At 71.8% G+C, this 22,458-nt stretch carries 18 protein-coding genes; 17 read left to right on the top strand and 1 reads right to left on the bottom strand.

Translation table 11 applies throughout. The features are described 5' to 3' along the window. Positions 1-20: 20 nt before the first annotated feature. Positions 21-1,040: a formate dehydrogenase accessory sulfurtransferase FdhD gene (gene fdhD, locus ABEA26_RS02360; RefSeq protein ID WP_425587777.1), complete on the bottom strand. Its 1,020-nt coding sequence runs from the start codon at positions 1,038-1,040 to the stop codon at positions 21-23. A gap of 223 nt (positions 1,041-1,263) precedes the next feature. Here fdhD and ABEA26_RS02365 point away from each other — a divergent pair, with 223 nt between their 5' ends. The 17 genes from ABEA26_RS02365 to ABEA26_RS02445 form a co-directional block, all read left to right on the top strand. After that, positions 1,264-2,604, top strand: a complete 1,341-nt coding sequence (locus ABEA26_RS02365) for an OFA family MFS transporter (RefSeq protein ID WP_345588688.1) — start codon at positions 1,264-1,266, stop codon at positions 2,602-2,604. Next, on the top strand, positions 2,573-2,716 hold the full coding sequence (locus ABEA26_RS02370; RefSeq protein WP_345588689.1) for an MFS transporter small subunit: 144 nt from the start codon (positions 2,573-2,575) through the stop codon (positions 2,714-2,716). The genes ABEA26_RS02365 and ABEA26_RS02370 overlap by 32 nt, the downstream gene beginning before the upstream one ends. Positions 2,717-2,873: 157 nt before the next feature. Continuing rightward, positions 2,874-3,821 carry a beta-ketoacyl-ACP synthase III gene (locus ABEA26_RS02375; RefSeq protein ID WP_345588690.1) on the top strand — a complete coding sequence of 316 codons (948 nt, stop codon included), beginning with the start codon at positions 2,874-2,876 and terminating at the stop codon, positions 3,819-3,821. A 435-nt stretch (positions 3,822-4,256) separates the two neighbouring features. Next, on the top strand, positions 4,257-5,438 hold the full coding sequence (locus ABEA26_RS02380) for an ROK family protein (RefSeq protein WP_345588692.1): 1,182 nt from the start codon (positions 4,257-4,259) through the stop codon (positions 5,436-5,438). Between the two features lie 269 nt (positions 5,439-5,707). Further along, positions 5,708-7,225 carry a sugar ABC transporter ATP-binding protein gene (locus ABEA26_RS02385; RefSeq protein WP_345588694.1) on the top strand — a complete coding sequence of 506 codons (1,518 nt, stop codon included), beginning with the start codon at positions 5,708-5,710 and terminating at the stop codon, positions 7,223-7,225. Beyond that, positions 7,222-8,241 carry an ABC transporter permease gene (locus tag ABEA26_RS02390; RefSeq protein ID WP_345588696.1) on the top strand — a complete coding sequence of 340 codons (1,020 nt, stop codon included), beginning with the start codon at positions 7,222-7,224 and terminating at the stop codon, positions 8,239-8,241. The genes ABEA26_RS02385 and ABEA26_RS02390 overlap by 4 nt, the downstream gene beginning before the upstream one ends. A 17-nt stretch (positions 8,242-8,258) precedes the next feature. Beyond that, positions 8,259-9,305: a substrate-binding domain-containing protein gene (locus ABEA26_RS02395; RefSeq protein WP_345588697.1), complete on the top strand. Its 1,047-nt coding sequence runs from the start codon at positions 8,259-8,261 to the stop codon at positions 9,303-9,305. A gap of 88 nt (positions 9,306-9,393) precedes the next feature. Then, a complete protein-coding gene (locus ABEA26_RS02400) occupies positions 9,394-10,671 on the top strand; it encodes a Gfo/Idh/MocA family protein (protein ID WP_345588698.1) in 1,278 nt (425 codons plus the stop codon). A gap of 16 nt (positions 10,672-10,687) precedes the next feature. Next, positions 10,688-11,686 (top strand): sugar phosphate isomerase/epimerase family protein, encoded by a 999-nt coding sequence (locus ABEA26_RS02405; protein ID WP_345588699.1) that lies wholly within the window; start codon positions 10,688-10,690, stop codon positions 11,684-11,686. Positions 11,687-11,961: 275 nt separating this feature from the next. Then, the gene (locus ABEA26_RS02410) at positions 11,962-15,678 is read left to right on the top strand and encodes a ThuA domain-containing protein (protein WP_345588701.1); all 3,717 of its coding nucleotides are present in this window, start codon (positions 11,962-11,964) and stop codon (positions 15,676-15,678) included. Positions 15,679-15,808: 130 nt separating this feature from the next. Next, positions 15,809-17,104 (top strand): inositol-3-phosphate synthase, encoded by a 1,296-nt coding sequence (locus ABEA26_RS02415; protein ID WP_345588703.1) that lies wholly within the window; start codon positions 15,809-15,811, stop codon positions 17,102-17,104. After that, positions 17,101-18,546, top strand: coding sequence for an SCO3242 family prenyltransferase (locus tag ABEA26_RS02420; RefSeq protein ID WP_345588704.1), 1,446 nt, complete (start codon positions 17,101-17,103; stop codon positions 18,544-18,546). Before ABEA26_RS02415 ends, ABEA26_RS02420 begins: the two co-directional genes overlap by 4 nt. Then, positions 18,543-19,460: a sugar phosphate isomerase/epimerase family protein gene (locus ABEA26_RS02425; protein WP_345588706.1), complete on the top strand. Its 918-nt coding sequence runs from the start codon at positions 18,543-18,545 to the stop codon at positions 19,458-19,460. Before ABEA26_RS02420 ends, ABEA26_RS02425 begins: the two co-directional genes overlap by 4 nt. Positions 19,461-19,474: 14 nt before the next feature. Then, entirely contained in the window at positions 19,475-20,200 is a 726-nt protein-coding gene (locus tag ABEA26_RS02430) for an EboA domain-containing protein (RefSeq protein ID WP_345588707.1), read from the top strand. Then, entirely contained in the window at positions 20,200-21,048 is an 849-nt protein-coding gene (locus tag ABEA26_RS02435) for a TatD family hydrolase (RefSeq protein ID WP_345588708.1), read from the top strand. Before ABEA26_RS02430 ends, ABEA26_RS02435 begins: the two co-directional genes overlap by 1 nt. A gap of 3 nt (positions 21,049-21,051) precedes the next feature. Further along, positions 21,052-22,239 (top strand): metabolite traffic protein EboE, encoded by a 1,188-nt coding sequence (gene eboE / locus ABEA26_RS02440; RefSeq protein WP_345588711.1) that lies wholly within the window; start codon positions 21,052-21,054, stop codon positions 22,237-22,239. Next, a partial coding sequence (locus ABEA26_RS02445) for an alkaline phosphatase family protein (RefSeq protein WP_345588713.1) occupies positions 22,236-22,458 on the top strand: 223 nt, incomplete at its 3' end. The genes eboE and ABEA26_RS02445, both read left to right, overlap by 4 nt.

Raw genomic sequence — 22,458 nt, forward strand, 5'->3', positions numbered from 1 at the left:
CGTGCCGCGGGCAAACCGGGTCAGCCCCGGGCGGCCGCTGCCCGCAGGGCGACGCGGTCCTCGCCCGCGTACACGTTCATGGAGCTGCCGCGCAGGAAGCCCACCAGCGTCAGCCCCGTCTCGGCGGCCAGGTCCACCGCGAGCGAGGACGGCGCCGACACCGCGGCCAGCACCGGAACGCCCGCCATCACGGCCTTCTGCGCCAGCTCGAAGGAGGCCCGCCCCGACACCAGCAGAACCGACCGGGACAGCGGCAGGTCACCGTTCTGGAGCGCGCGGCCGACCAGCTTGTCGACCGCGTTGTGCCGGCCCACGTCCTCCCGTACGTCCACCAGCTCGCCGTCCTCGCCGAACAGGGCCGCCGCGTGCAGACCGCCGGTCCGGTCGAAGACCCGCTGGGCGGCGCGCAGCCGGTCGGGCAGGCTCGCCAGCAGTTCCGGGCTGACGCGGACCGGGGGAGTGTCGGCGATTGGCCAGCGGGCCGTCGTGCGCACCGCTTCCAGACTCGCCTTGCCGCACAGTCCGCAGGACGAGGTCGTGTAGACGTTCCGCTCCAGCGTGATGTCGGGGACCGGCACGTCCGGCGCCGTCCGCACGTCGACGACGTTGTACGTGTTGGTGCCGTCGGCCGTGGCGCCCGCGCAGTAGACGATGTTCTGGAGATCGCCCTGCTCGGCGAGGACACCCTCGCTGACCAGGAACCCGGCCGCGAGCGCGAAGTCGTCGCCCGGAGTGCGCATCGTGATCGCGAGGGGCTTGCCGTTCAGCCGGATCTCCAGCGGTTCCTCGGCGACGAGCGTGTCCGGGCGGGTGGAGACCGCCCCGTCCCGTATGCGGATCACCTTGCGTCGTTCCGTGACTCGTCCCATGGTCCGTGCCCCTTGTACCGGTCGGTCCCGGTTCTGTACGTGCTGGTGGCCGAAGCGGCCCTTGACGCGGAGTCTGCCGTGGGCCACCGGGTCGTCGTGCGGCGAGGTGGCCTTCACCGTCTCATTGTCCTGCACGTGGAGAGTGACGCCGCTGCCCCACCCCCGGCGCAGCGTGGCGACCTTCGCCGCGCACCCGTACTCCGTACTCCGTACTGCCTCATGGCCGTCGGTCGCGGCCCACGGACGATGGTACGTACGTCAACGCGGTGGATCGCCGCACCGACGCGGGCGCCGGCCGCCCGGCGCCGAGGACCGCGGCAATTTGTGCGAGGACGGTGGTTGTCTGCTCAACCGTCTTCTCAACCGCTTTCCCGCTGCCTACGGTGGGGGACCCATGAGTCCCCCCGTCGCACCCCCGGGCTGGAGCCGCTGGCTCGTTCCCCCCGCCGCCCTCTCGGTCCACCTCTCCATCGGCCAGGCCTACGCCTGGTCCGTGTTCAAGCCACCCCTCGAATCCGCGCTCGGTCTCAGCGGCACGCAGAGCGCGCTGCCCTTCCAGCTCGGCATCGTCATGCTCGGGCTGTCGGCCGCGTTCGGCGGCACGCTCGTGGAGCGCCACGGACCGCGCTGGGCGATGACCGTCGCCCTGGTCTGCTTCTCGTCCGGCTTCCTTCTCTCCGCGCTCGGCGCGGCGGTGGAGCAGTACTGGCTGATCGTCCTCGGCTACGGATTCGTCGGCGGGATCGGCCTCGGCATCGGCTACATCTCGCCCGTCTCCACGCTGATCAAATGGTTCCCGGACCGGCCCGGCATGGCCACCGGCATCGCCATCATGGGCTTCGGCGGCGGCGCGCTCATCGCCTCGCCCTGGTCGGCGCAGATGCTGAAGTCCTTCGGCACCGACAGTTCCGGCATCGCGCTCGCCTTCCTCGTGCACGGACTGACGTACGCCGTCTTCATGCTGCTGGGCGTGCTGCTGGTACGGGTGCCGCGCCCGAAGGAACGGGCGGACGGCTCGCCGGCCGTGCTCGAGGGCGTCCAGGTCTCGGCGCGCGCTGCCGTGCGCACCCCGCAGTTCTGGCTGCTGTGGGTCGTACTCTGCATGAACGTCACGGCCGGCATCGGCATCCTGGAGAAGGCCGCGCCGATGATCACCGACTTCTTCGCCGACACCTCCACACCGGTGTCGGTGACCGCCGCCGCGGGGTTCGTGGCGCTGCTGTCGGCGGCCAACATGGCGGGCCGGATCGGCTGGTCCTCGGCCTCCGACCTGATCGGGCGCAAGAACATCTACCGCGTCTACCTCGGCGTCGGCGCGCTGATGTACACGCTGATCGCCCTGTTCGGCGACGCCTCCAAGCCGCTGTTCGTCCTGTGCGCCCTCGTCGTCCTGTCGTTCTACGGCGGCGGCTTCGCCACGGCCCCCGCCTACCTCAAGGACCTCTTCGGCACCTACCAGGTCGGTGCGATCCACGGACGGCTGCTCACCGCCTGGTCCACGGCCGGCGTCCTCGGGCCGCTGATCGTCAACTGGATCGCCGACCGGCAGGAGGAGGCCGGGCGGCACGGCTCGGCCCTGTACGGGATGTCCTTCGTCATCATGATCGGGCTGCTGGTCGTCGGCTTCGTCGCCAACGAACTCGTCCGCCCGGTCCACGCCCGCCACCACCTGCCCGCCGCCCCCACGCCGAAGGAGGCCACCGATGCCCGACGACAGCAGCCAGAGTCCGCCTGACCTCCCCGACAGGCGGCCGCTGATCACTTTCACCTGGCTCTGGGTGGGCGCACCACTCGCCTACGGGCTGTACGAACTCGTCCGGAAGGCGACCCAGTTGTTCACCGGCTGAGCAACGGCCGAGGCCGGGACGCGGGGAAGGGTGCCGGGGATGCTGACCGAAGCCGACAAGCCGGGCGCCCGTTTCCTGTCGTATCACCTGCCGTCGTACCCGTCGGTCACTCATCACACTGGTGGATCCCGTACCCGAGGCAGTGAGGTCTCCACCCATGCACGGCTCCCGCATCACCGCCGTCGGTCATTACCAGCCCGCCCGGGTCCTCACCAACGAGGATCTGGCGGGCATGGTCGACACCAGCGACGAGTGGATCAGGAGCCGGGTGGGCATTCACTCCCGCCGTATCGCCGGGCCCGACGAGCCGGTCGACGAGCTGGCCGGCCACGCCGCGGCGAAGGCGCTCGCGGCGGCCGGGCTGACCCCCGCCGACGTGGACATGGTCATGGTCGCCACGTCCACCGCGATCGACCGCTCCCCGAACATGGCCGCCCGTGTCGCGGCCCGCCTCGGCATCCCGGGACCCGCCGCGCTGGACGTCAACGTCGTCTGCGCGGGCTTCACGCACGCCCTGGCCACCGCCGACCACGCGGTGCGGGCCGGCTCGGCGAGCCGCGCACTGGTCATCGGCGCGGACAAGATGTCCGAGGTGGCCGACTGGAGCGACCGCACCACCTGCGTGCTCGTCGGTGACGGGGCGGGGGCCGTCGTCGTGGAGGCCTGCGCGCCGGACGAGGAGGCCGGGATCGGCCCCGTGCTGTGGGGATCGGTGCCCGAGATGGGCAACGCGGTCCGTATCGAGGGCACGCCGCCCCGCTTCGCGCAGGAGGGGCAGAGCGTCTACCGCTGGGCGACCACACGGCTGCCCGCCATCGCGCGCCAGGCCTGCGAGCGGTCCGGAGTGGCGCCGGCCGACCTGGCCGCGGTCGTCCTGCACCAGGCGAACCTGCGCATCATCGAACCCCTCGCGGCGAAGATCGGCGCCGTCAACGCCGTGGTCGCCCGCGATGTCGTCGAGTCCGGGAACACCTCGGCCGCGAGCATCCCCCTCGCCCTGTCCAAGCTGGTGGAGCGGGGCGAGATCACCACCGGCGACCCGGTGCTGCTCTTCGGCTTCGGCGGCAACCTCTCCTACGCCGGACAGGTCGTCCGCTGCCCCTGAACGACCACCCCCGCTCCGTCGTGTGACGTGGTCGCGGCAACGGCGGCGTCCACGTCGTCGGCAGCGACGGCCCCTTCGCCGGCACATCGCGGGCCGGGACGAGCAGGCGGCGCCCCGGCTGATGCGTGAGCACACCAAGCACACCAAGCACACCGAACACACCCGGCGTTCCTGCCGAGCGCGAGAAGAATCGCAAGGTCAGAGGCTGTTCAGGGGCCGCCCGGCGCGATGGCCGGGCGGCCCCGCCGTGTCCTGGGCCGCCGGACATCGGGACCTTCTTTGTCCACTCAGTGGAGAAAGTTCGCAGCAATTCGTGCGTGACTTCTTCCCACACCCGGCGCCCACTGCTACGTTCCATCCGAAAGCAAGCCACTGGACGTGGCCGGAACCGGCGCACTCAAGGCCGATTGAGGCGGGGAGGGGTTCGTGAGGCGCATGACGGCACGACCCGCCAACGCCCACCAAGCGCGACTGCTCCAGTTGTTGCGCGACGGAGGGCCCAACTCCCGTGCCCAGCTGGGCGATCAGGTCGATCTCTCACGGTCGAAGCTGGCCGTGGAGGTGGACCGGCTGCTCGAGACGGAACTGGTCGTGGCCGACGGACTCGCCGCCTCGCGCGGCGGGCGCCGCAGCCACAACATCCGCCTCAACCCCGGGCTGCGCTTCCTCGGCGTCGACATCGGCGCGACCTCGGTCGACGTCGCCGTCACCAACGCCGAGCTGGAGATCCTCGGACACATCAACCAGCCCATGGACGTACGCGAGGGACCGGTCGCGGTCTTCGAGCAAGTACTGTCCATGGCCGCCAAGCTGCGGGCCTCGGGGCTCGCGGAGGGCTTCGACGGCGCCGGTATCGGCGTCCCGGGGCCGGTCCGTTTCCCCGAGGGCGTGCCGGTGGCCCCGCCGATCATGCCGGGCTGGGACGGCTTCCCCGTACGGGAGGCGCTCAGTCAGGAACTCGGCTGCCCGGTCATGGTCGACAACGACGTGAACCTGATGGCACTGGGGGAGCAGCACGCGGGTGTCGCCCGCACCGTGCACGACTTCCTCGTCGTCAAGATCGGTACCGGCATCGGCTGCGGCATCGTCGTCGGCGGTGAGGTCTACCGCGGGACGACGGGCAGCGCGGGCGACATCGGGCACATCCAGGCCGTGCCCGACGGACGCCAGTGCGCCTGCGGCAACCGGGGCTGTCTGGAGGCCCACTTCAGCGGCGCGGCGCTGGCCCGCGACGCCACGGAGGCCGCCCAGCAAGGTCTGTCGGCCGAGCTCGCCAGCCGCCTGGAGGCGAACGGGGGCCTCAGCGCCGCCGACGTCGCCGCCGCGGCCGCCGCGGGTGACGCCACCGCACTGGAGCTGATCCGGGAGGGCGGCCGGAGCACCGGCCAGGTCATCGCCGGCCTGGTCAGCTTCTTCAACCCGGGCCTGGTGGTGATCGGCGGCGGGGTGACCGGCCTCGGCCACAACCTGCTCGCCGCGATCCGTACCCAGGTCTATCGCCAGTCGCTGCCCTTGGCGACCGGCAACCTGCCCATCGTACTGGGGGAGTTGGGCCCCACCGCCGGAGTCATCGGTGCGGCCCGGCTGATCAGCGACCACCTGTTCTCACCCGCGTAGCACGACCCGGCACCCGCGTAGCACGACCCGGCACCCGCATAGCACCACCCGGCACTCGCGCAGCACCACTGTCACCCGCGTAGGCACCACCCGTTCGCGTAGGCACCATCCGTTGTTCGCGCAGGCATCAACCGTCACCCGCGTAGGCACCACTCGTACACCGAGATCCACCAGCACAGCGCTCAGTCCTGTCCTGCTCCGCTCCGCCTGCCAAGCCCTGCTCCGTTCTGCCCTGACACCGGCCCGCACGCCCGCCGAGGGGACCTCACATGGCATCAGAACCACCGCTGCTCAGCATGTCCGGCATCACCAAGTCGTTCCCCGGAGTCCGGGCCCTGGACGGCGTCGACCTCGACGTCCAGGCCGGCGAGGTGCACTGCCTGCTCGGCCAGAACGGCGCCGGGAAGTCCACCCTCATCAAGGTGCTGGCCGGCGCCCACCAGCCCGACACCGGCACCATCCGCTGGCGCGGCGAGGACGTGACCCTGCGGTCGCCCATCGCGGCCATGCGCCTCGGCATCGCCACCATCTACCAGGAACTCGACCTGGTGGAGCACCTGTCGGTCGCCGAGAACGTCCACCTGGGTCATGAGCCGACCGCCGCCGGTTTCGTCGTACGGGGAAGGGCCGCGAAGGCGTCGACAGCCGACCTGCTCAAGCGACTCGGGCATCCGGAGGTCGACCCGGGGCAACTGGTCGGCGAGCTCTCGGCGGCACAGCAGCAGATCGTGTCCATGGCGCGGGCGCTCTCGCACGAGGTGCGGCTGATCGTGATGGACGAGCCGTCCGCCGCGCTCGACCCCGACGAGGTGGACAACCTCTTCCGCATCGTCGCCGACCTCACCGCCGACGGCGTCGCCGTCGTCTACATCTCGCACCGCCTGGAGGAGATCCGCCGCATCGGCGACCGGGTCACGGTCCTCAAGGACGGCCGGGCCGTCGCGGGCGGGCTGCCCGCCGAGTCGACGCCGACCAGCGAGGTGGTGGCGCTGATGACCGGACGCAACGTCGAGTACGTCTTCCCGGACCGGCCCACGTCACCCTCATCCGCCGAGCCCGTGCTGAGCGTGCGGGGACTGGCCCGGGACGGCGAGTTCGCCCCCCTCGACCTGGAGATCCGCCCCGGCGAGATCGTCGGTCTCGCCGGCCTCGTCGGCTCCGGCCGCTCCGAGATCCTGGAGACGGTCTACGGGGCCCGGAAGGCGAGCGCCGGTCAGGTCCTCGTGGACGGGAGCCCGCTGCGGCCCGGCAGCGTGCGCGCCGCGGTACGGGCCGGGATCGGACTCGCCCCCGAGGAACGCAAGGCGCAGGCCCTGCTGATGCTGGAGTCCGTCACCCGCAACGTGTCGGTCTCCACCATGTCCCGCTTCTCGCGCGGCGGCTGGATCGACCGGGGCGCGGAACTGGCGGCCGCCCGCAAGGCGACCCGCGAGCTGTCACTGCGGCCCGACAACCCCTCCGCGCCCGTGCGCACCCTGTCCGGCGGCAACCAGCAGAAGGCGGTGCTCGCACGCTGGCTGCTGCGCGGCTGCCGGGTCCTGCTGCTCGACGAACCCACCCGCGGTGTCGACGTCGGCGCCCGCGCCGAGCTCTACGCGGTCATCCGCCGCCTCGCCGACGAGGGCCTCGCCGTCCTGCTGGTCTCCAGCGAGGTGCCCGAGGTACTGGGCCTCGCCGACCGCGTGCTGGTACTGCGCGAGGGCCGCGTCGTGCACGAGGCCCCCGCCCGCGAACTCGACGAACACCGCGTACTCGACCTCGTGATGGAAGGAAGCCCGGCGTCATGACGCAGCACGTGTCCCCGCCGCGGGACGGCACCGGCAAGACGGCACCGGTGGACGGTCCGCCCGCCTGGCGGGTCCAGTTGGGCCGCGCCGACGTCCGCACCCTCACCCTGCTCGGCGTGCTCGCCGTACTGGTCCTGATCGGCGGCGTCACCCAGCCCGACTCGTTCCTCGACACCCGCAACCTCCAGCTGGTGCTCACCCAGGCGTCCGTGATCGGCGTCGTCACCGTCGGCATGACCTTCGTCATCGTCTCCGGCGGCATCGACCTGTCGGTCGGCGCCATCGTCGCCCTGGCCTCGGTGTGGGCGAGCACGGTCGCCACCCAGGAGTACGGGTTCGTCGGCATCCTCTTCACGGCGGTCGTGGTCGGCGTGGGCTGCGGTCTGGTCAACGGGGTGCTCATCGCGTTCGGCCAGATGGTGCCGTTCATCGCCACCCTGGCCATGCTGGCCTCGGCGCGCGGTCTCGCGGAGCAGATCACCGACGGCCGGACCCAGGTCGTCACGGTCCCCAGCGTCCTGGACCTCGGCGAGCGCGACGCGTACATCCTCGGCATACCGCCCCTGGTGCTGGTGTTCGCCGCCGTCACCGTGATCGGCTGGCTGGTGCTCAACCGGACCACCTTCGGCCGCCGCACGGTCGCCGTCGGCGGTAACGCGGAGGCCGCCCGGCTCGCGGGCATCGACGTCCGCCGCCAGCGGCTCTACCTCTACCTGCTGTCCGGGCTGTGCTGCGGCATCGCCGCCTTCCTGCTGATCGTCCTGGCCGGCTCCGGCCAGAACACCAACGGCAACCTCTACGAACTCGACGCCATCGCCGCCGCGATCATCGGCGGAACGCTTCTGACCGGCGGGCGCGGCCACATCCTCGGCTCCGTGCTCGGCGTCCTGATCTTCACCACGATCACCAACATCTTCGCCCTGAACAACCTGCAGAGCGACGTCCAGCAGATCGCGAAGGGCGCGATCATCGTCGCCGCCGTGCTGGTCCAGCGCCGTACCGCAAGCACGCATTGAGGAAAGGGTTCACCGCCATGACAGAGCTCACGAGTCGCAGAGGACTGCTCTTCGGAGCCGCCGCCGTGTCCGCCGGTGCCGTCCTCACCGGGTGTACGAGCAACGACCCCGACGACGGTGGCGACAAGGCCTCCGCGGACACGCAGCCGGCCGCCGACGACAAGCCGGGCAAGGCCGTCACCATCGGCTACGCCGGCCCGCAGGCCGACCACGGCTGGCTCAACGCCGTCAACGACAACGCGAAGCAGCGCGCGGAGAAGTACTCGGACGTCACCCTCGAGGTCACCGAGGGCTCCAACGACACCGCCCAGCAGATCGGCCAGATCGAGACCCTCATCAACAAGAAGGTCGACGTCCTGGTGATCCTGCCCGCCGACGGCAAGGCGCTCACCCAGGTCGGACTGCAGGCCATGCGCGCCGGCATCCCGGTCGTGAACCTCGACCGCATCTTCAACAGCCCCCAGGCATACCGCTGCTGGGTCGGCGGCGACAACTACGGCATGGGCCTCAACGCCGCCCACTACATCGGCGAGAAGCTCAAGGACCAGCCGGACGCCAAGGTCATCGAGCTGGCCGGCCTGGACAACCTGGAACTGACCCAGCAGCGCACCAAGGGTTTCGACGACGGCCTGAAGAACTACCCGAACATCAAGAAGGTGGCCCGGCAGGCCGCCGACTTCACCGTCGAGTCCGGCCAGGCGAAGATGGCCCAGCTGCTCCAGGCCCAGTCGGACTTCCACGCCATGTGGAACCACGACGACGACCAGGGCGTGGGCGCGCTCCGCGCCATCGAGCAGGCCGGCCGCGACGACTTCCTGATGGTCGGAGGCGCGGGCGCGCTCTCGGCCTTCCAGGCCATCAAGGCGGACAGCGGCGTACTGAAGGCGACCGTGCTCTACCCGCCGACCATGGCCGCCTCCGCGATCGACCTGGCCCGCGCCCTCGGCCAGGGCAAGGGAGTCAGCGGTCTCGCCGAGTTCGAGATCCCCTCGACCGTCACCTGCTACTCGGCCGTCGTCGACAAGGAGAACGTCGACCAGTACATGCCCACGGGCTTCAAGTGAGGGCTGCCGCCCCACGGCCGGCCTGACCAGCCGGCCGTCGGGCGGGGCCCACCCCCCACCGCGCCACCACGACGAGGAGGACATCCGCATGGGACAGCCGAAGCAGCCCGAGGGGGCCGGGGCGGAGGCATCAGCCGCCGGAACCGGGACCGACAGCGGGACCGGGACCAGTGCGACGTGGGCGTCCGCGACCAGACCGCCGCTGCGCGTCGGCATGGTCGGCTACGCCTTCATGGGTGCCGCACACTCCCAGGGCTGGCGCACCGCCGGCCGCGTCTTCGACCTGCCGCTGAACCCGGTACTGGCCGCGATCTGCGGCCGGGACGCCGACGCGGTCCGCACGGCGGCCGACCGCCACGGCTGGGCGAGCACCGAGACCGACTGGCGAACCCTGATCGAACGGGACGACATCGACCTCGTCGACATCTGCACCCCCGGCGACAGCCACGCCGAGATCGCGCTGGCCGCGCTCGCCGCCGGCAAGCACGTCCTGTGCGAGAAACCGCTCGCCAACACGGTCGCCGAGGCGGAGGCGATGACCCGGGCCGCCGACGAGGCGGGCGCACGCGGACAGCAGGCGATGGTCGGGTTCAACTACCGTCGGGTGCCGGCCACCGCGCTGGCCCGCCGGATGGTGGGCGAGGGCCGCGTCGGCCCCTTGCGGCACGTGCGGGTGACGTACCTCCAGGACTGGCTGGTGGACCCCAACGCGCCACTGACCTGGCGGCTGCGCAAGGAGCAGGCCGGGTCCGGAGCGCTCGGCGACCTCGGCGCCCACATCGTCGACCTGGCGCAGTACCTGACGGGGGAGCGGATCGCGGGTGTCTCCGCCCTCACCGAGACCTTCGTACGCGAACGCCCGCTGCCCGACGGCGCCCCGCGCGGCCTGTCGGCCGGCTCGGCGGACGGCGCCACCGGCCAGGTCACCGTGGACGACGCGGCCGTCTTCACCGGCCGCCTCGCCTCCGGCGCCCTGGTCTCCTTCGAGGCCACCCGGTACGCCACCGGCCGCAAGAACGCCCTGCGCATCGAGCTCAACGGTGAGCGCGGATCGCTCGCATTCGACCTGGAACGGCTCAACGAGCTGTCGTACCACGACGGTACGGAGCCGGGGGAGTACGCCGGGTTCCGGCGCATCCTCGTCACCGAGCCCGAGCACCCCTACCTGGACGCGTGGTGGCCGCCGGGCCACGGACTGGGCTACGAGCACACCTTCGTCCACCAGGTGCGCGACCTCGTCAGGGCCGTCGCCGAGGGCCGCCGGCCCGAACCCTCCTTCGCCGACGGGCTGCAGGTGCAGCGCGTGCTGGCGGCGGTGGAGGAGAGCGCCGAGAAGAACTCCGTCTACACCCCGATCGCCCTCTGAGGAGGCTGGCAGCGACATGCCGCGCAACTTCACTCTCTTCACCGGCCAGTGGGCGGACCTTCCTCTGGAGGAGGTCTGCCGCCTCGCCCGCGACTTCGGCTACGACGGCCTCGAGCTCGCCTGCTGGGGCGACCACTTCGAGGTCGACAAGGCCCTCGCGGATTCCTCCTACGTGGACTCGCGCCGCCAACTGCTCGACAAGTACGGGCTGAAGTGCTGGGCGATCTCCAACCACCTGGTCGGCCAGGCCGTGTGCGACGCCATCATCGACGAGCGCCACGAGGCCATCCTGCCCGCCCGTATCTGGGGCGACGGCGACGCGGAGGGTGTACGGCAGCGCGCCGCGGCCGAGATCCAGGACACCGCACGGGCCGCCGCGCGCCTCGGCGTCGACACCGTCATCGGCTTCACCGGGTCGGCCATCTGGCACCTGGTCGCCATGTTCCCGCCCGTCCCCGAGTCGATGATCGAGCGCGGGTACCAGGACTTCGCGGACCGCTGGAACCCGATCCTCGACGTCTTCGACGCCGAGGGCGTGCGGTTCGCGCACGAGGTCCACCCCAGCGAGATCGCCTACGACTACTGGACCACCCAGCGTGCCCTGGAGGCGGTCGGCCACCGGCCCGCCTTCGGCCTCAACTTCGACCCCTCCCACTTCGTGTGGCAGGACCTCGACCCGGTCGGCTTCCTGTGGGACTTCCGCGACCGGATCTACCACGTCGACTGCAAGGAGGCCCGCAAGCGCCTCGACGGCCGCAACGGGCGGCTCGGTTCCCACCTGCCCTGGGGCGACCCGCGCCGCGGCTGGGACTTCGTGTCGGCCGGCCACGGCGACGTCCCCTGGGAGGACGTCTTCCGCATGCTGCGCTCCATCGACTACCAGGGCCCGGTCTCCGTCGAGTGGGAGGACGCCGGCATGGACCGGCTCCAGGGCGCCCCCGAGGCACTCACCCGCCTCAAGACCTTCGACTTCGATCCGCCCAGCGCGTCCTTCGACGCCGCGTTCAACAGCTGATCCGCGCCGGCGTGAGCGCAGGTCGGGACGGGGGCCGGAACGTCTGCCGGTCCCCGGTCCGGTCTGCCCGAATCCTGCTTTGTCCTGTATTGGGAAAAAGTTGAACCGTTTCTGATCCAAGGGGTGTTCGCCCCGGAGGATCGCGGTTACCGTCCCTGAAGTGTTCAGGACATCGGAACACCCGCACCTCCGGGGTGACGGCGCACCCCGGCGCCCGCCGCATCGCACGTCTTCGCACCCGTTCCGTACGGCCCACCCGTTCCCGGAGGGACTTCGTGCACAAAAGCAGACTCAAAAGCACCGGCACCAGCACCAGAACCACGAGGCGTCCCAGGCTTCGCACCACCCTCGCCCTGTTCACCGGCCTGATGCTGGCCGTGGGCACCCCGGCGACCGTAGCCGGCGCCCAGCCGGCGGCCGACGAACCGGCGGCGGCCGAGGGCCAGTTCCAGCAGGTACCGCTGGCCAAGGGTGAGCCCGAGACGGGTGAGCCGATGTCGCTCGCCGTACTCCCGGACCGCAGCGTTCTGCACACCGCCCGCGACGGCACGCTGCGCATCACCGACCAGGGCGGCGTCACCAAGGTCGCAGGCAAGCTCGACGTCTACAGCCATGACGAGGAGGGCCTGCAGGGCGTCGGCGTCGACCCGGACTTCGAGAACAACCGGGCGATCTACCTCTACTACGCCCCGCCGCTCGACACGCCCGCGGGTGACGCTCCCGAGAACGGCACCGCCGAGGACTTCAAGAAGTTCGACGGCGTCAACCGCCTCTCCCGCTTCGTCCTCAACCCCAACGGCACGCTGGACATGGCCAGCGAGAAGAAGGTCCTGGACGTCGCGGCCTCCCGTGGCACCTGCTGCCACGTCGGCGGTGACATCGACTTCGACGCCGAGGGCAACCTCTACCTGTCCACCGGCGACGACAGCAACCCGTTCGCCTCCGACGGCTTCACGCCGATCGACGAGCGCCCGGACCGCAACCCGGCCTTCGACGCCCGCCGCAGCTCCGGCAACACCAACGACCTGCGCGGCAAGATCCTCCGTATCAAGGTCGCCGAGGACGGCTCGTACACCGTTCCGGAGGGCAACCTCTTCGCTCCCGGCACCGAGAAGACCCGCCCCGAGATCTACGCGATGGGCTTCCGCAACCCGTTCCGGATCAACATCGACGAGAAGACCGGCACCATCTACGTCGGCGACTACGGTCCGGACGCCGGCGCCGCCGACCCGAACCGGGGCCCGGCGGGCCAGGTCGAGTTCGCCAAGGTCACCAAGCCCGCCAACTTCGGCTGGCCCTTCTGCACCGGCGACAACGACGCCTACGTCGACTACGACTTCGCCACCAAGACCTCCGGCGAGAAGTTCGACTGCGCCGCCCCGAAGAACACCTCGCCGCACAACACGGGCCTCGTCGATCTGCCGCCCGCGCAGGCCGCCTGGATCCCGTACGACGGCGATTCGGTGCCCGAGTTCGGCAGCGGCTCCGAGTCCCCGATGGGCGGCCCGGTCTACCGCTACGACCCGGACCTCGACTCCTCCGTGAAGTTCCCCGAGGAGTACGACGGCGACTTCTTCGCCGGCGAGTTCGGCCGCCGCTGGATCAAGCGGATCGAGCAGACCGAGGACGGCGCGGTCGCGAAGATCAACGACTTCCCGTGGACCGGCACCCAGATCATGGACATGGAGTTCGGCCCGGACGGCGCGCTCTACGTCCTGGACTACGGTCTCTCCTGGTTCCAGGGTGACAAGGACTCCGCGCTCTACCGGATCGAGAACGCCGACGACGGCTTCTCCCCGATCGCCGAGGTGAGCGCCAACAAGACGTCGGGTGCGGCCGGCCTGAAGGTCAAGTTCACCGCCACCGCCAACGACGCCGACTCCCCGGACCTCACCTACAGCTGGGACTTCGGCGACGGCACCAAGGGCGAGGGCCTCACCCCCACCCACAAGTACAAGAAGGTCGGCACCTACACCGCGACCTTCACCGCGAAGGACCCCGAGGGCAACACCGGCAACGCCAGCGCGCGGATCGTGGTCGGCAACACCGAGCCCACGGTGAAGATCGAGGTCCCCGGTAACGGCAGCCTCCTTCCCATGGGGGAGCCCGTCCCCTTCAAGGTGAAGGTCACCGACCCCGAGGAGACCGTCGACTGCACCAAGGTCAAGGTCGCCTACAGCCTCGGCCACGACTCCCACGCCCACGAGCTGACCAGCGAGATGGGCTGCGAGGGCACCCTCAACCCGCCGCCGGGTGACGGCGGTCACGACCCCAACGCCAACATCTACGGCGTCGTCGGCGCCAGCTACACCGACGGCGGGGCGAACGGCCAGGAGGCACTGACCGGCACCGCCCGCACCGTGATCCAGCCGCCGCACCGCCAGGCCGAGCACTTCGCCACCCAGCAGGGTGTCGCGGTCATCGACAAGACCGGCGCCAACGGCGGCAAGACCGTCGGTGACATCAACGACGGCGACTGGATCTCCTTCGACCCGTACAAGTTCGACGGGCAGAAGAAGCTGACCGTCCGGGCCTCGTCCGGCGGCGCCGGCGGCTTCGTCGAGCTGCGCACCGGCTCGCCCACCGGCAAGCTGCACGGCTCGGCGTACATCCCGCCGACCGGTGGCTGGGAGAAGTTCCAGAACGTCGACGTGCCGCTGCGCTCGCTGCCCAAGCGCACCACGGAGATCTACCTGGTCTTCCGGGGCGGCGACGGCGCGCTGTTCGACGTGGACGACTTCGAGTTCTCCAAGGAGCGGTTCAAGAAGGGCAAGAAGGTCCTGGTCTTCTCCAAGACGGCCGGCTTCCGCCACGACTCCATCCCGGAGGGCGTCGCCGCGCTGAAGGAACTCGGCACCCCCGCCGGCATCTCCGTCACCGCGACCGAGGAGGCCGGACAGTTCACCACGGCCAACCTCGCCAAGTACGACGCGGTCGCCTTCATGTCCACCACCGGTGACGTCCTCAACGCCGACCAGCAGAAGGCGTTCGAGAACTACGTGAAGAACGGCGGCGGCTACATGGGCATCCACGCCGCCGCCGACACCGAGTACGACTGGGAGTTCTACGGCGGCCTGGTCGGCGCCCACTTCGACTCGCACCCGGCCATCCAGAAGGCCACCGTGCGCATCGAGGACCACGACCACCCGTCCACCGCGCACCTGGACGACACGTGGGAGCGCACCGACGAGTGGTACAACTACCGCACCAACCCGCGTGAGCAGGCCAAGGTCCTCGCCACCCTCGACGAGACCACCTACGACGGCGGGAACATGAAGGGCGACCACCCGATCGCCTGGTGCCAGAGCTACGGCGGCGGCCGCTCCTTCTACACCGGCGGTGGCCACACCAAGGAGTCCTACGCGGACGAGGCCTTCCGCACCCACCTGCTCGGCGGCATGCAGTACGCCACCGGCCAGGTGAAGGCGGACTGCAAGCCGGAGAAGGGCCACCGGGACATCTTCAACGGCCAGACCCGGGACGGCTGGAAGCAGGCCGGCCCCGGCTCCTTCGACGTCAAGGACGGCACGCTGGAGTCCAACGGCGGCATGGGCCTGCTCTGGTACCAGGCCAAGGAGCTGAAGTCGTACTCCCTCAAGCTCGACTGGAAGATGCGGGGCGACGACAACTCCGGGGTCTTCGTGGGCTTCCCCGCCTCCGACGACCCCTGGTCCGCGGTGGACAAGGGATACGAGATCCAGATCGACGCCACGGACGCGGCCGACCGCACCACGGGCTCCGTCTACTCGTTCAAGTCGGCGAACATCAAGGCCCGTGACCAGGTCCTGCGTCCGCCCGGCCAGTGGAACTCCTACGAGATCAAGGTCCGGGGCGAACGCCTCCAGGTGTTCCTCAACGGAGTCAAGATCAACGACTTCACCAACAAGGACCCCGAGCGGAGCCTGACCGACGGCCACATCGGCCTGCAGAACCACGGCGCCGACGACCAGGTCTCCTTCCGCAACATCCAGCTCAAGGAACTGTCCTCCTAGGGCTACCGGAACGGCGGCGGGCGGAGGACGCCGGACCTCCGCCCGCCGTCCAGCCGGGCCCCGAGCCCGGCGCCCCGCTCGTCCCCCTCCGGCGCTCACACCCGGTTCGCGTACGACAAGGAGGCTGCCCATGTCCGCCGAGCCGTCCCTGCCCACCCCCTCCTCGGCCCCGCGCTTCGGCGTCTGGTTCATCGGGGCACGCGGCTCCGTGGCCACGACGGCGATCGCGGGCTGCGCCGCCGTCGCCGCCGGGCTCCATCCACCGACCGGCATGATCACCGAGACCCCTCCCTTCACCTCGTGCGGTCTGCCGGCGCTGTCGTCCCTCGTCTTCGGCGGCCACGACACCGTCGACTGCCCGCTGCCCAAGCGTGCCGAACACCTCGCCGCCGGAGGCGTCCTGCCACACGGGCTGCCGTCCGCCGTGCACGCCGAACTCGTCGCCGCCGACCGGGAGATCAGGCACGGCGGGCCCACGCCCGGCGGGTTTGGGTCCGGCGGGCCCACGCCCGGCGAGTCCGTGTCCGGCGAGTCCGTGTCCGGTGGGTCCCTGTACGGCCGATCCCTCTCCGATGCCACGGACGGCGGCCCGGACCACACCCAGGACGAATGGATCGACGTCTTCGCGGACGACATCCGCGACTTCGTGCGCCGCCAGGGCCTTTCGGGCGCCGTCGTGGTGAACGTCGCCTCCACCGAACCCGCCCCCACCGACGGCACACTGCCGCCCAGCTCCCTCTACGCGGCGGCCGCCCTGCGCGCCGGCTGCCCCTACGTCAACTTCACTCCCTCCACAGGCCTGCACCACCCGGCGCTGGCCCCGCTCGCCCAGTCGTCGGGCCTGCCGTACGCGGGTCGCGACGGCAAGACCGGGCAGACCCTGCTGCGCTCCGTACTCGGCCCGATGTTCCTGCAGCGCGCCCTCGCCGTGCGCGCGTGGTCCGGCACCAACCTCCTGGGCGGCGGCGACGGAGCCGCTCTCGCCGACCCCGCGGCGGCGGCCGCCAAGAACGCCGGGAAGGAACGTGTCCTGGCCGACACCCTGGGTGCCGCGCCCCAGGGCGAGGTCCACATCGACGACGTGCCCGCGCTCGGCGACTGGAAGACAGCCTGGGACCACATCGCCTTCGACGGCTTCCTCGGCGCCCGCATGTTCCTGCAGACCACCTGGCAGGGCTGCGACTCGTCGCTCGCCGCCCCGCTCGTCCTCGACCTGGCCCGTCTGGTCGTCCGCGCCCGGGAGCGGGGCCTGTCCGGTCCGCTGGACGAACTGGGCTTCTACTTCAAGGACCCGGTGGGTGACGGGCCTTCGGGCCTCTCGGAACAGTACGCGGAGCTGACACGTTTCGCTGCGGAGCTGCGGGGCGGGGACCCGGGGGGCGGCCGGGCGGATGCGGACGCCTCCGGCGCCGGGGAGCGGCGATGAGCCGCACGGAGAGGGTGCCCGCGGGCCGTCCACTCGGGGCGCCGGCCGACGCCGGTGCGGTGTCCCGGGACGGCGAGGGACCGGACCGGGACCGCGAGGGACCGTCCCGGGGCGGCCCGAGCGCGGACGGGCGCCGCCCCGGTGTCCGCGCCCGCGCCGGTGCCTGGACCGAACTCCTCCGGCTGCCCGCCGTGTTCACCGTCCCCGGCGACGTACTCGCCGGCGCTGCGGCGACCGGTGTCCGGGCCGGCCCTCGCACCCTGCTCGCAGTCGGTTCCTCCCTGTGCCTGTACGAGGCCGGCATGGCACTCAACGACTGGGCGGACCGTGCGGAGGACGCCGCCGAACGCCCGCACCGGCCCATCCCGTCCGGCCGCGTCCACCCGACCGCCGCCCTCACGGCGGCCTGCGGACTGACCGCGGCCGGCCTGGCCCTCGCGGCCCGCGCCGGCCGGCCCGCCGTGGCAGTGGCCGTCCCGCTGGCCGCCACCGTATGGGCGTACGACCTCACCCTGAAGCACACGCCCGCCGGGCCCCTGGCCATGGCCGCCGCCCGGGGCCTCGACCTGCTGCTGGGTGCCGCGGCGACCGGCGGCGACGTCCGCGCGGCCGTGCCCTCCGCGGCGTTGCTCGGCACCCACACCCTGGCGGTCACGGCAGTGTCCCGCGAGGAGACCCGGGGCGGCTCCTCCCTCGCCCCCCTGGCGGCCCTCGCCACGACCGGCCTGCTGGCCCGCCTGGTGTCCCGTCACCGCCCCACCCGACTCCCGGCAGACCGACGGGAAGCAGCCGCCCCCGGCCTGCCGGGCCCGACCAACCGCCCCGCTCCCGAGGGGCTCCGCCCGTCCGCCGCCTCCGGCCTGCCCGGCGGTACGGGCCTGCTGGCAGGGACCGGTCTGCGGGGAGGGGCGGCGGGCGTGACCGATCCGTCCCCGGGCGGCACGTCCAGTCCGGGAGCCGGCCCCGTGCCGGAAGCCGACCGGTGCGGGCCGACCGGTCTGTCCGGGCTCACCGGCCTGCCCCGGCTCACCGGTCTGTCCCGGCTCACCGGTCTGTCCCGGCACACCGGTCTGTCCCGGCTCACCGGTCTGTCCCGGCACACCGGTCTGTCCGAGAGGGCGGGTCTCTCCGAGAGGGCTGCGCTGCCCGAGAGGGCCGCTCTGCCCGGTCCGGCTCCTCGGCTCACCCCCGGCCGGGCCACCGCGGCGCTCACCTCCGCCCTCACCGCCGCCTACGCCGTCACCGCTGCCCGCCCCTACTTCCACGCCGCTCTCAACCCCTCACCCCAGCTCACCCAACGCGCCGTCGGTGGTGGTATCCGCGCCACGATCCCGCTCCAGGCAGCGCTCACCGCCCGCGCCGGCGGACCGGCCACCGCGCTGCTGATCGCGGCGCTGGCCCCGCTCGGCCGGAAGTTCGCGAGGAAGGTGAGTATCACGTGACACCCAAGGCAGGCGACGCCTCCGCCCGCACTCCCCTCCGCTTCGGCTACGGCACCAACGGCCTCGCGGACCTCCGCGTCGACGACGCCCTCACTCTCCTCGCCGACCTCGGCTACGACGGCGTCGGCCTGACCCTCGACCACATGCACCTCGACCCGCTCGCTCCGGACCTGGCGGCCCGCACCCGCAAGGTCGCTCACCGGCTGGACGCGCTCGGTCTGGGCGTCACGGTGGAAACAGGGGCACGCTATGTGCTCGACCCGCGTCGCAAACACGGACCCTCCCTGCTCGACCCGGACCCGGACGACCGCGCCCGCCGCGCCGACCTCCTCCTCCGCGCCGTCCGGGTCGCCGCCGACCTGGGCGCCCACGCCGTGCACTGTTTCAGCGGCATCACCCCGCCGGGCACGGACGAGGACACGGCGTGGAAACGGCTGGCCGAATCCCTCGCCCCGGTCCTGGACGCCGCCGCCACCGCGGGCGTCCCCCTGGCCGTCGAACCCGAACCGGGCCACCTCCTCGCCGGCCTCGCCGACTTCCACCGACTGCGCCGTGCTCTCGGCGACCCCGAGAACCTCGGCCTCACCCTGGACATCGGCCACTGCCAGTGCCTCGAACCGGCCGCTCCCGCCGACTGCGTGCGCGCCGCCGCACCCTGGCTGCGCCACGTACAGATCGAGGACATGCGCCGCGGCGTCCACGAACACCTCCCCTTCGGTGACGGCGACATCGACTTCCCGCCCGTCCTCGAAGCCCTCGCCGCCACCGGCTACCAGGGCCTGACCGTCGTCGAACTGCCCCGCCACTCCCACGCGGGCCCCCACTTCGCCGAACACTCCCTCCCGTTCCTCCGCCGGGCCGCGGCGGCGTCCCCCCTCTCGAACCGCTCGGGCGAACCCTCCGCCACCCGCTGAAGGGAGCCACACCCATGACGCAGCCACGCGCCACCGACGTCACCCCCACCCCCCGCGACACGGATGGCACCCCCGCCGGGCAGGCCCTCCAGGGCATCACCCCCGCCCACGTCCCGCCCGCCGAACTGCGCGCCGCCCTCACCGCCGGCCTCGGCGGCGCCGCCCGCGCCTGGCTGGACCAGGCCCTGGAAGAGGCCGCCACGCACGGACCCGTCACCGTGTGGGAGCTGCGCCTCGCCGAGGCGGGACGCCGCTGCGGCCCCGCCCATGCCGACGCCGCCCGTGTCCTCGTCCTGCACGCGGCCCAGGCCGACACGGAGGCCCTGACCCGGGTCTACTCCCAGGGCACCGCCGACGAACGCCGCGCCGTCCTGCACGCGCTGCCCCACCTCGTCACCGGACCCGACGCGCTCCCGCTCGTCGAGGACGCCCTGCGCACCAACGACACCAGGCTGGTCGGCGCCGCCCTCGGCCCGTACGCCGCTCGGCACCTCGACGCGCACCAGTGGCGGCACGCCGTCCTGAAATGCCTGTTCACCGGGGTCCCCGTCGACCGCGTGGCGGACCTCGACCGACGGGCCCACGCCGACGGGGAACTCGCCCGCATGCTCGCCGACTACGCCGCCGAACGCACCGCCGCCGGCCGCCCGGTCCCCGAAGACCTGCACCGCGTCCTGGCCCTGACCGAGTCCGGGCGTCCCCCGCACGGCACGGCCGGCCCCCACGGCAAGGAGTCCTGATGCGCATCTTCGACCCCCACATCCACATGACCTCCCGCACCACCGACGACTACGAGGCGATGTACGCCGCCGGCGTCCGCGCCGTCGTCGAGCCCTCCTTCTGGCTCGGCCAGCCACGTACCTCGCCCGCGTCCTTCCGTGACTACTTCGACGCCCTGCTCGGCTGGGAGCCCTTCCGCGCCGCCCAGTACGGCATCGCCCACCACTGCACGATCGCGCTCAACCCCAAGGAGGCCAACGACCCCCGCTGCCTCCCCGTCCTCGACGACCTGCCCCGCTATCTCGTCAAGGACCGGGTCGTGGCGGTCGGTGAGATCGGCTACGACTCGATGACGCCCGCCGAGGACTCCGCCCTGTCCACCCAGCTCCAGCTGGCCGCCGACCACGGCCTGCCGGCGATGGTGCACACCCCGCACCGGGACAAACTCGCCGGCCTGCGCCGCACCCTGGACGTGGTCCGCGAGTCCACGCTGCCCACGGACCGTGTGCTGGTCGACCATCTCAACGAGACCACCGTCAAGGAGGCCAAGGACAGCGGCGCCTGGCTCGGCTTCTCCGTCTATCCGGACACCAAGATGGACGAGGTCCGCATGGTCGCCCTGCTGCGCGAGTACGGCCCCGAACGGGTCCTCGTGAACTCCGCCGCCGACTGGGGGAAGAGCGACCCGCTCAAGACCCGGAAGGTCGGCGACCTGATGCTCACCGAGGGCTTCACCGAGGACGACGTGGACCGGGTGCTGTGGCGCAACCCCGTCGCCTTCTACGGACTCAGCGGACGCCTGAGCCTCGAGGTGACCTCGGCCGACGCCACGCACGAGGGCAACTCCATCCTGCGCGGCGGGGAGTGAGCCATGCGCTTCCGGCACCCCGACGGCTCCACCGTCCACCTCGCCTACTGCACCAACGTCCACCCCGCCGAGACCCTCGACGGAGTCCTCGCCCAGCTCCGCGACCACTGCGAGCCCGTCCGCCGCCGACTCGGCCGCGACCGACTCGGCATCGGGCTGTGGCTCGCCCGGTCCGCCGCCCACGCCCTGGTCACCGACCCCTCCGCGCTGCGCGGGCTGCGCACCGAACTCGACCGGCGCGGCCTGGAGGTCGTCACGCTCAACGGCTTCCCGTACGAGGGATTCGGCGCCGAAGAGGTCAAGTACCGCGTCTACAAGCCGGACTGGGCCGATCCCGAACGCCTCGACCACACCACCTCCCTGGCCCGGCTCCTGGCCGGCCTTCTGCCCGACGACGTCACCGAGGGCAGCATCTCCACCCTGCCGCTGGCCTGGCGCACCGCCTACGACGCGACCCGCGCCGGCAAGGCCCGCACCGCCCTGGTCACCCTCGGCGAACGCCTCGACGCCCTCCAGGAGCTCACCGGCCGCTCCATCCGCATCGGTCTGGAACCCGAACCCGGATGCGTGGTGGAGACGACCCACGACGCCATCGCCCCCCTGACCGCGATCGCCCACGACCGCATCGGTATCTGCGTCGACACCTGCCACCTCGCCACCTCCTTCGAAGACCCGCACACCGCCATCGACGCCCTGACCGCGGCCGGCGTCCCCGTCGTCAAGTCCCAGCTGTCGGCCGCCCTGCACGCCGAACACCCCCATCTTCCCCAGGTCCGTGAGGCCCTCGCGGCCTTCGCCGAACCCCGCTTCCTGCACCAGACCCGCACCCCCGGCCCGGTCGACGCCTCCGGCACCGCCGCCCTGCACGGCACCGACGACCTCGACGAGGCCCTGACGGCTGACACGCTCCCCGGCACAGCGCCCTGGCGCTCCCACTTCCACGTGCCCCTGCACGCCGCCCCCGCCACGCCCCTCACCTCCACGCTCCCCGTACTCAAGGCCGCGCTGACCCGGCTGGTCGGAGGCCCGCGCCCGCTCACCCGCCATCTGGAGGTCGAGACCTACACCTGGCAGGCCCTCCCGCCCGAGCTGCGGCCCCGCGCCCGGGCCCAGCTCACCGACGGCATCGCCGCCGAGCTCACCCTCGCCCGCGACCTGTTGACGGACCTCGGCCTGAAGGAACTGCCATGACCCGACCGCCCCAGTCCGACGGACCGCCCCCCTCGGACGGACAGCGCTCCTCCGACGGACCGACCCCCCTCCTCGTCCTGGACGTCGTCGGCCTCACCCCCCGACTCCTCGACCACATGCCCCACCTCAAGAACCTCGGCCAGTCCGGCTCCCGCGCCCCTCTCGGCACCGTCCTGCCCGCCGTCACCTGCGCCGCCCAGTCCACCTTCCTCACCGGCA

The organism is Streptomyces marokkonensis (genome assembly GCF_039539045.1).
Lineage (GTDB): Bacteria > Actinomycetota > Actinomycetes > Streptomycetales > Streptomycetaceae > Streptomyces > Streptomyces marokkonensis.

Coding starts and splice junctions, on each gene's coding strand:
- ABEA26_RS02365 (WP_345588688.1), top strand. CDS start 1,264: ATGAGTCCCCCCGTCGCACCCCCGGGCTGGAGCCGCTGGCTCGTTCCC.
- ABEA26_RS02370 (WP_345588689.1), top strand. CDS start 2,573: ATGCCCGACGACAGCAGCCAGAGTCCGCCTGACCTCCCCGACAGGCGG.
- ABEA26_RS02375 (WP_345588690.1), top strand. CDS start 2,874: ATGCACGGCTCCCGCATCACCGCCGTCGGTCATTACCAGCCCGCCCGG.
- ABEA26_RS02380 (WP_345588692.1), top strand. CDS start 4,257: ATGACGGCACGACCCGCCAACGCCCACCAAGCGCGACTGCTCCAGTTG.
- ABEA26_RS02385 (WP_345588694.1), top strand. CDS start 5,708: ATGGCATCAGAACCACCGCTGCTCAGCATGTCCGGCATCACCAAGTCG.
- ABEA26_RS02390 (WP_345588696.1), top strand. CDS start 7,222: ATGACGCAGCACGTGTCCCCGCCGCGGGACGGCACCGGCAAGACGGCA.
- ABEA26_RS02395 (WP_345588697.1), top strand. CDS start 8,259: ATGACAGAGCTCACGAGTCGCAGAGGACTGCTCTTCGGAGCCGCCGCC.
- ABEA26_RS02400 (WP_345588698.1), top strand. CDS start 9,394: ATGGGACAGCCGAAGCAGCCCGAGGGGGCCGGGGCGGAGGCATCAGCC.
- ABEA26_RS02405 (WP_345588699.1), top strand. CDS start 10,688: ATGCCGCGCAACTTCACTCTCTTCACCGGCCAGTGGGCGGACCTTCCT.
- ABEA26_RS02415 (WP_345588703.1), top strand. CDS start 15,809: ATGTCCGCCGAGCCGTCCCTGCCCACCCCCTCCTCGGCCCCGCGCTTC.
- ABEA26_RS02420 (WP_345588704.1), top strand. CDS start 17,101: ATGAGCCGCACGGAGAGGGTGCCCGCGGGCCGTCCACTCGGGGCGCCG.
- ABEA26_RS02430 (WP_345588707.1), top strand. CDS start 19,475: ATGACGCAGCCACGCGCCACCGACGTCACCCCCACCCCCCGCGACACG.
- ABEA26_RS02435 (WP_345588708.1), top strand. CDS start 20,200: ATGCGCATCTTCGACCCCCACATCCACATGACCTCCCGCACCACCGAC.
- eboE (WP_345588711.1), top strand. CDS start 21,052: ATGCGCTTCCGGCACCCCGACGGCTCCACCGTCCACCTCGCCTACTGC.